The organism is Collimonas silvisoli (assembly GCF_018305005.1).
GTDB classification, from domain to species: domain Bacteria; phylum Pseudomonadota; class Gammaproteobacteria; order Burkholderiales; family Burkholderiaceae_D; genus Collimonas; species Collimonas silvisoli.
Genome location: NZ_JAGQEG010000006.1, coordinates 75,366 through 89,845 on the forward strand (window position 1 = coordinate 75,366; position 14,480 = coordinate 89,845).

At 60.0% G+C, this 14,480-nt stretch carries 16 protein-coding genes; 14 read left to right on the top strand and 2 right to left on the bottom strand.

The window, feature by feature from the left end:
* Positions 1-59: 59 nt before the first annotated feature.
* From KHU33_RS02665 to KHU33_RS02730, 14 genes are all read left to right on the top strand, one after another.
* Positions 60-500: a diacylglycerol kinase gene (locus tag KHU33_RS02665; protein WP_211460961.1), complete on the top strand. Its 441-nt coding sequence runs from the start codon at positions 60-62 to the stop codon at positions 498-500.
* Positions 501-591: 91 nt separating this feature from the next.
* The gene (locus KHU33_RS02670; RefSeq protein ID WP_211460962.1) at positions 592-1,368 is read left to right on the top strand and encodes a DeoR/GlpR family DNA-binding transcription regulator; all 777 of its coding nucleotides are present in this window, start codon (positions 592-594) and stop codon (positions 1,366-1,368) included.
* Between the two features lie 15 nt (positions 1,369-1,383).
* Positions 1,384-2,541 (top strand): MFS transporter, encoded by a 1,158-nt coding sequence (locus tag KHU33_RS02675; RefSeq protein WP_211460963.1) that lies wholly within the window; start codon positions 1,384-1,386, stop codon positions 2,539-2,541.
* Positions 2,542-2,733: 192 nt separating this feature from the next.
* On the top strand, positions 2,734-3,750 hold the full coding sequence (locus KHU33_RS02680) for a sulfate ABC transporter substrate-binding protein (RefSeq protein WP_211460964.1): 1,017 nt from the start codon (positions 2,734-2,736) through the stop codon (positions 3,748-3,750).
* 84 nt (positions 3,751-3,834) lie between these two features.
* Positions 3,835-4,425, top strand: coding sequence for an NADPH-dependent FMN reductase (gene ssuE / locus KHU33_RS02685; RefSeq protein WP_211460965.1), 591 nt, complete (start codon positions 3,835-3,837; stop codon positions 4,423-4,425).
* Between the two features lie 112 nt (positions 4,426-4,537).
* Complete coding sequence (locus tag KHU33_RS02690; protein WP_211460966.1) at positions 4,538-5,521, top strand: sulfonate ABC transporter substrate-binding protein; 984 nt, start codon at positions 4,538-4,540, stop codon at positions 5,519-5,521.
* A gap of 11 nt (positions 5,522-5,532) precedes the next feature.
* Positions 5,533-6,546, top strand: coding sequence for a sulfonate ABC transporter substrate-binding protein (locus tag KHU33_RS02695; protein WP_211460967.1), 1,014 nt, complete (start codon positions 5,533-5,535; stop codon positions 6,544-6,546).
* Positions 6,547-6,578: 32 nt separating this feature from the next.
* Positions 6,579-7,727, top strand: a complete 1,149-nt coding sequence (gene ssuD, locus KHU33_RS02700; RefSeq protein ID WP_211460968.1) for an FMNH2-dependent alkanesulfonate monooxygenase — start codon at positions 6,579-6,581, stop codon at positions 7,725-7,727.
* A gap of 10 nt (positions 7,728-7,737) precedes the next feature.
* Complete coding sequence (gene ssuC / locus KHU33_RS02705) at positions 7,738-8,586, top strand: aliphatic sulfonate ABC transporter permease SsuC (protein ID WP_211460969.1); 849 nt, start codon at positions 7,738-7,740, stop codon at positions 8,584-8,586.
* Positions 8,587-8,620: 34 nt separating this feature from the next.
* Positions 8,621-9,469: an ATP-binding cassette domain-containing protein gene (locus KHU33_RS02710; protein ID WP_211460970.1), complete on the top strand. Its 849-nt coding sequence runs from the start codon at positions 8,621-8,623 to the stop codon at positions 9,467-9,469.
* A gap of 46 nt (positions 9,470-9,515) precedes the next feature.
* Positions 9,516-9,731 (top strand): TOBE domain-containing protein, encoded by a 216-nt coding sequence (locus KHU33_RS02715; protein ID WP_061938793.1) that lies wholly within the window; start codon positions 9,516-9,518, stop codon positions 9,729-9,731.
* Between the two features lie 45 nt (positions 9,732-9,776).
* On the top strand, positions 9,777-9,992 hold the full coding sequence (locus KHU33_RS02720) for a TOBE domain-containing protein (protein ID WP_014007003.1): 216 nt from the start codon (positions 9,777-9,779) through the stop codon (positions 9,990-9,992).
* 40 nt (positions 9,993-10,032) lie between these two features.
* Complete coding sequence (locus tag KHU33_RS02725) at positions 10,033-10,929, top strand: EAL domain-containing protein (RefSeq protein WP_211460971.1); 897 nt, start codon at positions 10,033-10,035, stop codon at positions 10,927-10,929.
* Positions 10,930-10,931: 2 nt separating this feature from the next.
* Positions 10,932-11,507, top strand: coding sequence for an RBBP9/YdeN family alpha/beta hydrolase (locus KHU33_RS02730; RefSeq protein WP_211460972.1), 576 nt, complete (start codon positions 10,932-10,934; stop codon positions 11,505-11,507).
* 9 nt (positions 11,508-11,516) lie between these two features.
* Here KHU33_RS02730 and KHU33_RS02735 read toward each other — a convergent pair whose 3' ends face one another.
* Together KHU33_RS02735 and KHU33_RS02740 are read right to left on the bottom strand one after the other, a co-directional pair.
* Complete coding sequence (locus tag KHU33_RS02735; protein ID WP_211460973.1) at positions 11,517-13,148, bottom strand: HAL/PAL/TAL family ammonia-lyase; 1,632 nt, start codon at positions 13,146-13,148, stop codon at positions 11,517-11,519.
* Between the two features lie 31 nt (positions 13,149-13,179).
* Complete coding sequence (locus KHU33_RS02740; protein ID WP_211460974.1) at positions 13,180-14,427, bottom strand: allantoate amidohydrolase; 1,248 nt, start codon at positions 14,425-14,427, stop codon at positions 13,180-13,182.
* Positions 14,428-14,480: the final 53 nt, after the last annotated feature.

Sequence of the window (14,480 nt, forward strand, 5' to 3'; positions counted from 1 at the left end):
CAGCAAGGCTGTTAAAATTCGCTAGCGCAAACCTGCGTTTCCATCCAACCCAGCACAGCATGAGCGAAAACAAGCAATCACCGCAGTCGCAAGAGCCGCCGCAGCCACCGCAGCAGCAGATTAGCGAATTCAAGAGCACCAGCGGTTTCAAGAGGATTTTTTCAGCTTTTTTCTATTCGGCGGAAGGCTTCAAATCAGCCTGGAAAAACGAGCATGCCTTCCGCCAGGAACTGATGATCGTGGTTCCCGGCATCATCGTCGCCTTGCTGTTGCCGGTGACAGCGCTGCAGAAACTGATGCTGATCGCGGTGCTGGTCTGGATCATCATCATCGAGCTGATCAATTCGGCGATTGAAGCAGTAGTGGACCGGGTCTCGCTGGAACGCAATCCCCTCTCCAAGAACGCCAAGGATTTCGGCAGCGCCGCAGTGTTGCTGACTTGCGTGCTTGCCGTCGCTACCTGGGCTGTGATTCTCTATCCCGTCCTGACTCAAGGCTGAATCTCAAGAGGAAGGCCCTCTGTGGTTAACTGTTGCTGATGTTTGCACGTTTGTGTATATTTGCACTTGTTTGTGCATGATATCGGTCAATATGAACACCACCAATCTCCTTCTCAAAGAGCGCCACGTATTTATCCAGCAACGCCTGCTGGCCGACGGCCGGGTGCTGGCGCTGGATCTGGCGCAGCAATTGAACGTCTCGGAAGACACCATCCGGCGCGATCTGCGCGATCTTGCCGCAGCCGGCTTGTGCACGCGGGTGTATGGCGGTGCGCTGCCGCTGTCTCCCGCAACGGGGCCACTGGCTGAACGCCGCACCCAAGCGCCGGAGCGCAAAGCACGGCTGGCGCAGGCGGCGGTAGCGCTGGTGGTCGCCGACAGCGTGCTGTTCATCGACGCCGGCTCGACCAACCTGGCGATTGCCGCAGCTTTGCCGGAACTGCCGCTGACCGTCATCACCAACGCCGCGGCAGTCGCGCTAGCGTTGCAGGAGCGGCCGGCAATCGAACTGATCATGATCGGCGGCCGCTTTGACCGGCGCAGCGGCGCTAATCTGGGCGCCGCCGCACTGCGCGACGCCGAGCGCATGCGGCCCGACATTTTCTTTCTGGGCGGCTGCGGCGTCGACGCCGAAGCCGGCGTCACCTGTTTCAACTACGAAGAAGCCGAATTCAAACGCAGCCTGGCAGCTATCAGCAATGCGGTGCTGGTGGCCGCTACCAGCGAGAAATTCGGCACTGCTGCAACCTATGCGGTGCTGCCTGCCGCCCATCTCACGCATCTTGTACTAGAGCCCGACGCCGACAGGCAGCAGGCCGAGGGTTTTGCCCGCCAAGGTGTGCAACTGCTGTACGCAAACGCTGACTGATCTGAAAGCCCAGCCATGAACAATATCGGCCCCAAGCAACGCCGCGCCACCCGTCTGGCATTCCTGACCGCAGGCCTGGCCATGGCGGCCTGGGCGCCGCTGGTGCCGTATGTGAAGGCGCGGCTGGGGCTGGAGGAAGCAGAGCTTGGGCTGCTGCTGTTATGTCTGGGTGTCGGCTCGCTGCTCGCCATGCCGCTCACCGGCATGTTGTCGGCGCGCCTGGGTTGCCGTCGGGTGATCCTGGTTGCCGGCGGCCTGGCTTGCCTGCTGCTGCCTTGCCTGTCGCTGGCTGCCGGCCCGTTGCAGCTGGCGCTTGCTCTGTTCATGTTCGGCGCCGCGATCGGCACCCTCGACGTTGCCATGAATATCCAGGCCGTAATGGTGGAAAAAGCCAGCGGCGGCGCGCTCATGTCCGGTTTTCACGGGCTGTTCAGTGTCGGCGGTTTTATTGGCGCCGGCGGCATGGCGTTGCTGCTGTGGGGCAGTTTGAGCCCGCCATGGGCCAGCCTGGTTGCGGCCGTCATCGCGGCGGGGGTATTGGCGGCGGCCAGCCCGCACCTGCTGCGTGAACCGGAACCAGGCGGCAGCAATACGCTGTTCGTGCTGCCGCATGGCGCCGTGATTTTTATCGGCGTGCTGTGTTTTATCGTGTTCCTGGTGGAGGGCGCTATCCTCGACTGGAGCGCCTTGTTCCTGACCGCCGCACGCGGACTGGACGCTAGCCAGGGCGGCCTCGGCTACGCCGCCTTCGCCATCGCCATGACCAGCGGCCGTCTGAGCGGCGACCGCATCGTCAGGCGCTTCGGCGGTAAGCGTGTCTTGCTGCTAGGCGGCTTGTGCGCTGCCGGCGGTTTTTTTGTGACGGTGTTTGCGCCGACAGCCAGCGTGGCCTTGCTCGGCTTTGTGCTGGTCGGCCTGGGGGCATCGAATATCGTGCCTATTCTGTTCACCGCCGCCGGCAACCAGGCGGCGATGCCGGCCAGCCTGGCGATCGCCGCCATCACCACCATCGGCTATGCCGGCATCCTGGCCGGTCCCGCTCTGATCGGTTTTGTTGCGCACGCCAGCAGCCTGAGCGTGGCCTTCGCCGGCCTCGGTTGCGCACTGCTGCTGGTCGCGGCCAGCGCGCATCTTGGGGCGACGGGTAAGGCTAGTGCAGCGCTTCGCAAATGATGAATGGCAGGTTGGCTTTAGATTGAGCTTTATGCTAATTCAGCGGGAATAAGCGCCGTCCTTATTCATTGCGCCGGTCCATACATATCTGTTTTCCGCATAAGGAGAGAAGAAAGAATTCGTTTTGTTTTCCAGGCCGCCTCATTAATCTGTATTCCTCAAAACAAAAAACGTTAACAAGGGAAGCAGAACATGTTGAAGAAAATCGTCCGGTCGGTTATCGCCATCGCCTTGGTGGCGCAGAGTGCGCAATTAGTGCATGCGGCGGATTTTTCGCTGCTCAATGTTTCTTACGATCCTACGCGTGAGCTGTATCAAGAGTACAACAAGGCTTTTGCCAAATACTGGAAAGAAAAGACTGGCGACAACCTGACCTTGAAGGCGTCGCACGGCGGCTCGGGCAAGCAGGGGCGCTCGGTGATCGATGGCCTGGAAGCGGATGTGGTGACCCTGGCGCTGGCCTACGATATCGATGAGATTTCCGAAAAGGCCAAGCTGCTGCCGGCCGACTGGCAAAAGCGCTTGCCGCATAACAGCACCCCCTACACTTCGACCATCGTGCTGCTGGTGCGCAAGGGTAATCCGAAAGGCATCAAGGACTGGGACGATCTGGTCAAGCCCGGCGTGTCAGTGGTAGTCGCCAATCCAAAAACTTCCGGCGGTGCGCGCTGGGCTTATCTGGCAGCCTACGGCTATGCGCTGAAGAAGAATAATAACGACGACGCCAAAGCCCGCGCATTCATCTCGCGTCTGTACAAGAACGTACCGGTGCTGGATTCCGGCGCGCGAGGCTCAACCGTCACCTTTGCCGAACGCGGTGTCGGCGACGTCTTGCTGTCATGGGAAAACGAAGCTTATCTGGTCGAGGCGGAATTCGGCAAAGGCAAGTTCGATACCGTGTTTCCATCGCTAAGCATCTTGGCTGAACCGCCGGTAGCCGTAGTCGACAAGGTGGTCGATAAACGCGGCACGCGCAAGATTGCGCAAGCCTATCTGGAGTATTTGTACTCGCCGGAGGGGCAGGAAATCGCTGCCCGCAATTACTACCGTCCTATCGATCCTAAAGTCGCCGCCAAGTACGCCGCCAAGTTTCCGAAGCTGAGCCTGTTCACCATCGACGACACTTTCGGCGGCTGGAAAAATGCGCAGAAAGTCCACTTCAGCGATGGCGGCGTGTTCGACAAGATTTATCAGCCTGGCGTGAAATAAACCGGCTGATCGAAATCATCATAATGACTCAGCCGCTCTGCCTGGCGGGGCGGTTTCAAGATTGCTGTTTCAAGATTGCTACAGATGACTATTTTGTTATTGGCTGGCAGCCCGTCGGCGCCATCGCGTTCTACCCGCTTATTGCATTTCACAGGTGAAAAACTGGCTTTATTGGGACATCGTTACAGCAAGCTGGATGTGCGGGATCTGCCCGGCGATGCGCTGCTGCGGGCCGATTTCAACAACACGCAGATCCAGGCCGCGCTGGCGCAAGTGGCGCAAGCCACGGCGGTAGTGGTGGCGACACCGGTCTACAAGGCATCGTATAGCGGCGTGCTGAAGGCGTTCCTCGATTTGCTGCCGCAGTTCGGCCTGACCGACAAGCTGGTGCTGCCGCTGGCCACCGGCGGCAGCCAGTCGCACATGCTGGCGCTGGATTATGCCTTGCGGCCAGTATTGTCGTCGCTGGCGGCGCGCCATGTACTGCCCAGCATCTATGCGACGGAAGCGCAGGTGCAATGGTCGGAGCAAGAGGGGTTGAGCCTGGACCAGAATATCTTCCAGCGGATTAATGAAGGCGTGCAGCAGTTGTCGGATAGCTTGCTGGCTCTAGGCAAGGCCAGCCCGAACGATTTCGATCCTATTCCGTTTTCACAGGTGCGATGTAGCGTGTAAGCAGAAAACCAGCCAAATCAGCTGACTAAATAATTTACCCATCCAGCGTTGTGCGAAAACCGCCGTCACCGGTGGAGGGGATCGCTTTGTCTAAAAATTCAGGAAACCAGCAATGACAGTCTCGACCACCAACAAACACACAAGACGCCATGTGCTGGCGTTGCTCTCAGCGGTCGCCGCCGGCGCATTTGCGGTGGGCGCGCCGCAGCTGGTGCAGGCGCAGGATAAACCGGTATTGCGCATTGGCTATCAAAAAGCAGCCAGCACCCTGGTCTTGCTGAAAGCCCACGGCACCTTGGAAAAACGTCTGGCCGCCCAGGGTATCGAAGTGAAATGGGCCGAGTTCGCCGCCGGTCCGCAATTGCTGGAAGCCTTGAATGTCGGCTCCGTCGATTTCGGTTATGTCGGTGAAGCGCCGCCTATCGTGGCGCAGGCGGCCGGCGCCGACTTTGTGTATAGCGCCTACGAAATCCCGACACCGGAAGCGGAAAGCATCCTGGTGCCGAAGAACTCGGCTATCACGTCGCTGGCGCAACTGAAGGGCAAGAGAATCGCCTTCAACAAGGGTTCCGATGTGCATTGGCTGGTGATCAGCCTGTTAAAGAAAGGCGGCGTCGCCTACAACGAATTCCAGCCGATCTATCTGGCGCCGGCCGACGCCCGTGCTGCTTTCGAGCGCGGTGCGGTCGATGGCTGGGCGATCTGGGATCCGTTTCAAACGGCAGCCATCAAGCAGATCGACGCCAGGGTCCTGGCTAGCGGCAGCGGTGTCGTCAGCCATCACCAGTTCTTCTTGAGTGCGCGCAAGTATGCGGAAAAGAATCAGGCGGTAGTCAATGCGATTCTGGAAGAGACCGGCAAAGAAGGGCAGTGGATACGCGCCAATTATAAGGAAGCGGCAGCCCAACTGGCGCCGATCCAGGGGCTGGAGCCGGAGGTGATTGAAGCCGGCCTCAAGCACTACGCCCACATCTACAAACCGATCGACAGCAAGGTGCTGGATGAACAGCAAAAGATCGCCGATACCTTCTATGAATTGAAGCTGATTCCCAAGAAAATATCGACCCGCGATGCTGTGCTGGCTACCAAATCCTGAGAGCAGACATCATGACTACCGCATTAATCCGTCGCCGCTTCTTGCAGAGAGTTCATCTGCTGTTGACGCTGCCACTATTGACCATCGTGCTGCCGTTGAGTCCATTGCAGGCGCAGCCTTTGGTTGATAAAAATGAACCGGAGCAGATACGCATCGGCTTCCAAAAAAGCGCGGTCAATCTGGTAGTGCTGAAACAACGCAATACCTTGGAGCGGCGCTTCAAGAACAGCAAGATAGTCTGGCTGGAATTTCCTGCCGGCCCGCAACTGCTGGAAGCCTTGTCCGCCGGTAGTCTGGATTTCGGCCTGACCGGGGATAGTCCGCCGGTATTTGCCCAGGCCGCCAACAAGGATTTGCTATACGTCGGCGCCGAGCCGCCTAAGCCGGAGAGTTCTGCGCTGCTGGTGCAACCCGCTTCAGCGATCAAGACGCTGGCGGATTTGAAGGGCAAGCGGATCGCCTTGCAAAAGGGATCGAGCGCGCACTTCCTGCTGGTGCAAGCGGTGAAGAAAGCCGGTCTGGCCTGGAGCGATATCCAGCCGATCTATCTGGCGCCGGCAGATGCCCGCGCTGCGTTTGAACGCGGCAGCGTCGACGCCTGGGCGATCTGGGATCCGTATTACGGCGCCGCCGAGCTGAGTTTCAAACCGCGAATCCTGAGTACCGGCCGCGGCTTGTCCAACAATAATTCCTTCTACCTGGCGGCAAGAAGCTTTGCCGCAAACTATCCCGGCACGGTCTTGAACCTGCTGGATGAACTGACCAAGGCCGATCGCTACGTGCAGCAAAATCGCAAGGAAGTGGCGCAGCTGATTGCCGATGTCAGCGGCTTGAACCTGGCCACCGTGCATCTGTTCCTGAGCCGCCGCGCCAATCCGTCGCCGACCACGGTGATCAGCCCGGCGATGGTGGCGGATCAACAGCGCGTTGCCGACAGCTTCAAGGAAATCGGCCTGATTCCGCGCGCGATCAAGGTAGCGGATATCGTCTGGTCACCCAGGAATGCGCCGCTGGCGCAGCAGTGAAGACACATTCATCAATCATTACGGAAGCAGTCATGAACGTTTTCTGGTTTATCCCTACCCACGGCGACAGTCGCTACCTCGGCACCTCACAAGGCGCGCGTCCGGTCAATTTTGACTACATGAAGCAGATCGCAGTGGCTGCCGACACGCTCGGTTATGACGGCGTCTTGCTGCCGACCGGACGTTCCTGCGAAGATGCCTGGGTGGTCGCGTCGAGTTTGCTCGGCTTCACCCAGCGCCTGAAATTCCTGGTGGCGATTCGGCCGGGCTTGAGTACACCGGGTCTGGCGATTCGCATGGCGTCGACTTTCGATCGGTTGTCGAACGGCCGCTTGCTGATCAACGTGGTGACCGGCGGCGATCAGGCGGAACTGGAAGCCGACGGCTTGTTTGCGGAGCACGCCGAGCGTTATGAAATATCTTCGGAATTCCTCAATGTCTGGCGCGCTGCCTTGTCCGGCGAAGGCGGCGATGGCGGCTACAACTTCATCGGCAAGCACATCAAGGTCAAGGGTGCGAAGACCCTTTATCCGCCGGTGCAGAAACCGTATCCGCCTTTATATTTCGGCGGCTCCTCGGAGCCGGCGCATGAACTGGCGGCAGAACAGGTTGATGTCTACCTGACCTGGGGCGAACCGCCGGCCGCAGTCGCAGAAAAAATTGCCGATATCCGTGCCCGTGCCGCTAAACATGGGCGCACCGTGCGCTTCGGGATCCGCTTGCATGTGATCGTGCGGGAGACCAATCAGGCGGCATGGGCCGCGGCCGAGGATTTGATCAGCCATGTCGATGACGATGTGATTGCGCGGGCGCAGGCGGCATTTTCCAAGATGGACTCGGAAGGACAGCGGCGCATGGCGGCCTTGCATGGCGGCCGCCGCGACAAGCTGGAAGTGTCGCCCAATCTGTGGGCCGGGGTCGGCCTGGTGCGCGGCGGCGCTGGCACGGCGCTGGTCGGCGATGCTGAAACCGTGGCTGAGCGGATGCAGGAATATGCCGCATTGGGCATAGACACATTCATTCTCTCCGGCTATCCGCATCTGGAGGAGTCTTACCGTTTTGCCGAGCTGGTTTTCCCGTTGCTGGGCAAAGGACGCGCAGCGTCCGGCGAGCCGGCGCTGACAGGGCCTTTCGGCGAAGTGATCGCCAACGGCTTGCTGCCGAAGGCATCGCAGAGTTGAGGGAGTCGAGATGAGCGCAATCAGCACAACAGCCGCAGCACCCGCATCGCTGCGCCAGCCACAAACCGGCGCGGCCACGGTGCGCAAAACTCACGCCGCAAAGATCTGGCAAGAACGCCTGTTGCCCTGGCTGCTGCCAGTGGCCTTGATTCTGGTTTGGGAATTCGCCGCCAAGGTCGGCTGGCTGTCGAGCCGGATTTTGCCGGAACCGTGGGCGGTGGCGCGCTCGGCCTGGTCGTTGACGCTGTCCGGCGAATTGTGGACCCATGTGCGGATCAGCGCCTGGCGCGCGATTTCCGGTTTCGCCGTGGGTGGCGGCCTGGGCTTGTTGCTGGGTTTGCTGACCGGGACTTTCAAGCAGGCCGAAACCCTGCTCGACACCAGCATCCAGATGATCCGAAACATCCCGGCGCTGGCCTTGATTCCGCTGGTGATCTTGTGGTTTGGCATCGACGAGTCGTCGAAATTGTTCCTGGTATCGATAGGGGTGTTTTTCCCGGTGTATCTGAATACCTTCCACGGCATCCGCTCGGTCGACAAAGGCTTGATCGAAATGGCCAAGAGTTACGGCTTGTCCGGCTGGCCCTTGTACCGCGACGTGATCTTGCCGGGAGCCTTGCCATCGATACTGGTCGGGGTGCGCTTCGCGCTGGGTCTGGTGTGGGTTTTGCTGATCGTTGCCGAAACCATCTCGGCGCAAGCAGGCATCGGCTACATGACCATGAATGCGCGTGAATTCCTGCAAACCGATGTGGTGCTGGTAGGGATCCTGTTATACGCCTTGCTCGGCAAACTGGCCGATATCCTGGCGCGCGCCCTGGAACGTTACTGGCTGCGCTGGCATCCCGGCTACCGGTGAGTGTGTTGCAAAGTTAACCAAGATGGAAGCGAAGATGCAAATTGATCCAGTTGAAAATGCTGAAATAGAAACCGCCGCCAGGCTTGGCGCCGGCCGCGGTGTCGGCCTTCGGGTGCGCTCGGTATCGAAATCGTATGCCGGCCGGAAAGTGCTGAAGACGCTCAACGTCGAGATCGCCGCCGGTGAATTCGTCGCCATCGTCGGCCGCAGCGGTTGCGGCAAGAGCACCTTGCTGCGCCTGATCGCCGGGCTGGAACAGCCGAGCAGCGGGAATCTCTACTTTGGCGCCGGCGATGTTAAACCTGAGATTCAGCCGGAGATCCGCATCATGTTCCAGGATTCGCGGCTGCTGCCGTGGAAGCGGGTGCTCAACAATGTCGGCCTGGGCTTGCCACGCGCTTCGCTGGCTTCGGCCAAAGCTTTGGCGCAGGTCGGCCTGGAAGACCGCGCCCACGAATGGCCGGCGGTGTTGTCCGGCGGCCAGCGGCAGCGGGTGGCGCTGGCGCGGGCACTGGTGCATGACCCGGAACTGCTGCTGTTGGACGAACCGCTGGGTGCGCTGGACGCCTTGACCCGTATCGAGATGCAGCAACTGATCGAATCCTTGTGGAAAGAACGCGGCTTCACCGCCGTGCTGGTGACGCATGACGTGCAAGAGGCGATTGCCCTGGCCGACCGTGTATTGCTGATCGAAGACGGCGAAATCACGCTGGATGAACGGATCAGCCTGTCGCGTCCACGGGCGCGCGGCAACCTGGCTTTTGCGCAGCTGGAAGAACGGATTCTGGCGCGCGTACTGAAACACCCGGCAGCACAGCTTGATTCGGCGCTGGGCGACGTATCGCTGCAGCGCACGGTCAGCCAGGTTGGCTGGGCGATCTGATTTTTGATGTCACTTTTGATGCAACCGTATTACCAAAGGAGAAACCATGAGCATCCAGGCAATTAACGTCCGCAACCAGTTCCGCGGCAAGATCCACAGCATTACCGAGGATGAGGTGTTATCCGCGCTCGACATCGAAACGCCTTCCGGCATCGTTTCCTCAGTCATCACTACCCGTTCGGTGCGCGATCTGGGGTTGGTGGTGGGATCTGAAGTGGTGGCGCTGGTGAAGGCCACCGAAGTCTCCATCGCCAAATTGTAATTTTTTGCAATCGGCAAATTCAATCATTCTTTTCAGGAAAATATCATGACTATCCAAGCTATCAATGTACGTAACCAGTTCAAAGGCAAGATCAAGGCTATCATCGAAGGCACCGTGGTGTCGGAAGTCGATGTCGAGACCCCGGCCGGCATCGTCACTTCGGTGATCACTACCCGTTCGGTCAAGGATCTGGGGCTGGTCATCGGCACCGAAGTGGTGGCGCTGGTAAAGGCCACCGAAGTTTCGATCGCCAAGATCTGATTACTATCCGCTGCTTGTATTGACCACATTGAGATCAGCCATGTCCTTTCCCGCTCTGGAGCAGTATCTGGCACGTTTGAATGGCGCCAGAGATAACGCAACCTCGGACGAGACCCGTAGCGATTGCCGGGTCTGGCTGGATGGCGACGGACGCGCCCAGGGGCGCTATTTCAATACCACCCTGACCAGCGTATTCCAGCCCCTGCGCCGGATCGAGGCCGGCGCAGGCAAGGGCGCCATCGTCGGCCATGAAGGTTTTGCCCATAGTTACTCAGCCAACGACAACGGCCTGTATCTATGGAAATTGCTGGATCATGCGGCCAGCGACGACGAATCGATCGAGCTCGATCGTCTGTGCCGCATGCTGCATTCGATCAATTTCTACCGGCAGGCAGAGGCGCTCGCCGGCGATCTGTACCTGAGCGTGCATGCGCGTTTGCTGGCGGCGGTCGACAGCAATCACGGCATGGCGTTCCGGCGTATCCTGAGCTTGCTCGGTTTGCCGCATGACAGGATCGTGCTGCAACTGCCGACCATTACTGAAAACCAGGGCTGGCTGTTGAACTATGTACTGGATAACTACCGGCGCAATCATTTCCGGCTGGCGGTGAATGCCGACGATGTGGCGCAAGCCGCGCATCTGCTGGAACGGGTGCGGCCGGATGTGATCAAGATCGATGCCCGCGGCGTCACGCATGACGAGCAGACCACGCGTTTGCTGGAAGACTGCGCCAAGCGCGGGATCCAGGTGATTTTCAAACGCCTGGAAAAAGCGCGTGATCTGGAAGTGCTGCAGCAACTGGCAAGAATCGCCGTATTGCCTTTGCATGCACAGGGTTTTCTGTGGGATTTGCCGCAAGCCGCACTGCACGCATTTGTCGCAGCCACGCTGCAAGACGGCATCTCGGCAGCGGCGCTTGATGCCGGGGGAGATTAATCATGGCGACGCTGTCATCGTTCCGCGTGCTGGTGGTGCCTGGGCTGTACAACAGCAGCCCGCAGCATTGGCAATCGCGATGGCAGCGGCTATATCCCAGCTTTGAACGCGTTGAGCAAGCGCAGTGGGATGCGCCGGTACTGGAAGTCTGGTCGGAACGCCTGCAGCAGCGACTGCGGCAGTCGGAACAGCCGACCTTGGCGGTAGCGCACAGCTTCGGCTGTCTGACCACGGTGCATAGCGCCTTGAGCGAGATTCCGAATCTGGCTGGGGCGCTATTGGTGGCGCCGGCCGATCCGGATAAATTCGATGTCAGTGCTGCGGTGAACGGACGCCTGCCGCTGCCGGCGATCGTGGTGGGTAGTCTTAACGATCCCTGGATGGAAAGCCAGCGTGCGCGTCACTGGGCGAAAACCTGGGGTGCCGAGTACATCGACGCCGGCGCGCTTGGGCATATCAACGCCGAATCCAATCTGGGCGACTGGCTGTATGGCCAGTCTTTGTTGCAGCGCCTGGTAACGCTGGCTAGCGAGCGTCCGCGGGAACCCGCTACAGCGCGTCCCATGGCCACTCGCTAGCCGATCTTCTTAGGCAAACTTGCCGATCTTATTGACCACCGCGTTGCGCACCGAACCGCTGACCACAAACGATTGCGCCACCGCGATATCGTTGTGGAACCAGCGATCGCCTTCCAGGCAAGCCGGAATCTGACGGCGGATTTCCTGATACGCCGCCTGCGTGCCCTGGCCCAACACAAAACCCGGCAGCAGATCTTCAGTCATGGTCAAGGCTTGCGCCGCCAGCAGCATCTCCACGCCGATGATGTATTGCGTATTCGCCACCACCGTCGCCGCCTTGCGCGCACACCAGGTCGAGTTGGAGACGTGGTCTTCGCTATTGCCCTTGGCCGGAATGCTGTCGACGCTGCCCGGCATGCACAGGGTGCGGTTTTCCATCACCAGCGAACTCAACGAACATTGCACCACCGGATAGCCGGTATTGACGCCCCGCACGCCGCTCATCAGGTTGCGCGGCAAGCCCCAGGACAAGGTCGGATCGATCAGGCGCGCCACCCGGCGTTCGCAGATGCTGCCCAGATCGGTGATCGCCATCGCCAGCAGGTCCATCGCTTGCGCCAGGTACTGGCCGTGGAAATTGCCGCCGGAAATGATCTCGAAGCCGCCGCCTTCCTTATCGAAAATCAGCGGGTTGTCGGTGGCCGAGTTGATTTCCTTGTCGACGATGTTGTCGATATAGTCGAGCGCATCGAACACCGGGCCGTAGACTTGCGGCGAGCAGCGCAGCGAATACACGTCCTGGATCCGTGCGGTGTAAGGGATATCGGTGCGGCGCAGCTCTTCCGGGAACTGCACGGCGCGCGCTTCGTGCGTGGTGCGGGTCGAACTGGACAGCAGCTTGCGGATGATGGCGGCAGTCTTGATCTGGCCGGCATGCGGACGCGCTTGCTGGATGCGGTGATCGAAAGCCGCCATTTCGGCGCGCATCGCTTCCAGGGTCAGGCCCAGCGACAGACAAGCATCGCTCAGCAGATTGCGCGCATCATGCGCCACCAGCACCGCCACCGCTAGCGAAGCGGTACAGCCGTTGATCAGCGCCGAGGCATCCTTGGCTTTCAAATCGAACTTGACCGGACCGACACCCGCCTTGGCAATCGCTTGCGGCGCGCTCATGCGCTGGCCCTGATACATCACTTCGGCTTCGTCGAAACCGGCGATGGCAGCGGCCAGATAAGACAGCGGCGCCAGATCGCCGGAAGCGCCGACCGATCCCTTTTGCGGCATGATCGGATGGATGCCGGCATTCAGGAAAGCCAGCAGACGATCCACCACTTCCACCCGCGGCGCCGAATAATTGCTGGCGAAAGCGTTGGCGCGCAACAGCATGGTGGCGCGGCTGACTTCTTCCGAGAACGGTTCGCCGATGCCGGCGCAATGAGCCTTGATCAGCTGGGTCTGGAACAGTTCGATATGCTCGACCTTGATGCGGGTGTCTTTCAACAGGCCGACGCCGGTGTTGAAGCTGTACATCATCGGCGCTTCGTCGTGCATCCAGGTGGCTTCGATGTAGTCGCGGCTTTCCTTCAAGGCGGCGCGTGAAGAGTCGGCCAGGGCCACCGGCAGATGCGGGGCGCGGGCGACGTCGACTACTTGCTGCGCGGTCAGGTTGAAACCGTCGATGGTGATGGTGGTGTTAGTCATGTTCAAATCCAAAGTAGAAATTCAAAGTAAATCAGTGTTTAAAATTTTCGACAAAGCGGCTGAATGCCTGAGCGGCGAGGGCGGCGTCGGCGGCAGTCATGATTTCGTCCGGGTGGTGGCTGATGCCGCCGTTGCCGCAGCGGACGAACAGCATCGCCACATCGGTGATGGCGGCCATCGCCATGGCGTCATGGCCGGCGCCGGACGGCAAGTGCTTCACTGTTAATCCGCTGGTTTCAATCGCGCTCGCCAATTGCTGCTGCAGCCACGGCGCGCAGGGGACGCTGGATGCTTCATGGGTCTTGCGACTGTGAACCACGACATTGCGGCGCTTTGCAATCTGCTCGATTTCAGCCAAAACATCGGCTACGGCAGCCTGGCGCACGGAGTCTTGTTCAGCCCGTATATCAATGGAAAAAATCGCCTTGCCCGGCACCACATTGGCGGCGCCGTTCGGCACATTGAACTGGCCGACAGTGCCGACCAATCCACGCGTGCCATGGCAGCGCTGCTCTATATACAGGCCGATTTCCGCCGCCGCCATGGCGGCGTCGCGCCGCATCTCCATCGGCACGGTGCCGGCATGGCCGGCCAAGCCTTCGATCTCGACCATGAAACGCGAAGCGCCGGAGATGGCAGTCACCACGCCCAGCGGCAATTGCTGGTTAAGCAGCACCGGCCCTTGCTCGATATGGACTTCGACAAATGCCAGCACCGCTTTCGGCGCATAAGCAGCTTTGCCCAGGCCGGCGGCGTGGAAGCCTGAGGCGGCCATGACATCGCGCATGCTGTGGCCGTCGTCGTCCAGGTTATCCAGCACCGCCATGTCGAAAGTGCCGGCGGCGGCGCGGCTGCCGAGCAGGGTGGCCTTGAAACGCACCCCTTCTTCTTCGGCAAAGCCGATGATTTCGATGGCGAAAGGGAAACGTTTACCGGCTTCATGCCATTGCTGCACGCAGGCAATCGGCAGCAGGATGCCGAGATTGCCGTCGTATTTGCCGCCGTTGCGCACCGTATCGAAATGCGAACCGGTCAGCAAAGCCGGCGCATCCGGCGTCAGGCCCTCGTAGCGGCCGATGACATTGCCGGCCATGTCGCGCCGCACGCTCATGCCGGCGGCGCACATCCATTCGGCCAGTTGCGCCGCCGCGCCGTGGTGGGCGCTGGTCAGGTAGGTACGGGTCAGCATGTCAGGCGCTTCGCTGAACTGCGCCAGCTGGTCCGCCCAACCCATGATTTGCTGGCCGCAAGCAGCCGGTGTTTCTGTATTGCACTGCATGATGGTGTCTCCTTGCCGAGTGGAATGTCGATTACGGTTTTTTTAGGGTTTTG

Excerpts from the sequence above, each read along its gene's own strand:
- KHU33_RS02665 (WP_211460961.1), top strand. The coding sequence starts at position 60 with ATGAGCGAAAACAAGCAATCACCGCAGTCGCAAGAGCCGCCGCAGCCA.
- KHU33_RS02670 (WP_211460962.1), top strand. The coding sequence starts at position 592 with ATGAACACCACCAATCTCCTTCTCAAAGAGCGCCACGTATTTATCCAG.
- KHU33_RS02675 (WP_211460963.1), top strand. The coding sequence starts at position 1,384 with ATGAACAATATCGGCCCCAAGCAACGCCGCGCCACCCGTCTGGCATTC.
- KHU33_RS02680 (WP_211460964.1), top strand. The coding sequence starts at position 2,734 with ATGTTGAAGAAAATCGTCCGGTCGGTTATCGCCATCGCCTTGGTGGCG.
- ssuE (WP_211460965.1), top strand. The coding sequence starts at position 3,835 with ATGACTATTTTGTTATTGGCTGGCAGCCCGTCGGCGCCATCGCGTTCT.
- KHU33_RS02690 (WP_211460966.1), top strand. The coding sequence starts at position 4,538 with ATGACAGTCTCGACCACCAACAAACACACAAGACGCCATGTGCTGGCG.
- KHU33_RS02695 (WP_211460967.1), top strand. The coding sequence starts at position 5,533 with ATGACTACCGCATTAATCCGTCGCCGCTTCTTGCAGAGAGTTCATCTG.
- ssuD (WP_211460968.1), top strand. The coding sequence starts at position 6,579 with ATGAACGTTTTCTGGTTTATCCCTACCCACGGCGACAGTCGCTACCTC.
- ssuC (WP_211460969.1), top strand. The coding sequence starts at position 7,738 with ATGAGCGCAATCAGCACAACAGCCGCAGCACCCGCATCGCTGCGCCAG.
- KHU33_RS02710 (WP_211460970.1), top strand. The coding sequence starts at position 8,621 with ATGCAAATTGATCCAGTTGAAAATGCTGAAATAGAAACCGCCGCCAGG.
- KHU33_RS02715 (WP_061938793.1), top strand. The coding sequence starts at position 9,516 with ATGAGCATCCAGGCAATTAACGTCCGCAACCAGTTCCGCGGCAAGATC.
- KHU33_RS02720 (WP_014007003.1), top strand. The coding sequence starts at position 9,777 with ATGACTATCCAAGCTATCAATGTACGTAACCAGTTCAAAGGCAAGATC.
- KHU33_RS02725 (WP_211460971.1), top strand. The coding sequence starts at position 10,033 with ATGTCCTTTCCCGCTCTGGAGCAGTATCTGGCACGTTTGAATGGCGCC.
- KHU33_RS02730 (WP_211460972.1), top strand. The coding sequence starts at position 10,932 with ATGGCGACGCTGTCATCGTTCCGCGTGCTGGTGGTGCCTGGGCTGTAC.
- KHU33_RS02735 (WP_211460973.1), bottom strand. The coding sequence starts at position 13,148 with ATGACTAACACCACCATCACCATCGACGGTTTCAACCTGACCGCGCAG.
- KHU33_RS02740 (WP_211460974.1), bottom strand. The coding sequence starts at position 14,427 with ATGCAGTGCAATACAGAAACACCGGCTGCTTGCGGCCAGCAAATCATG.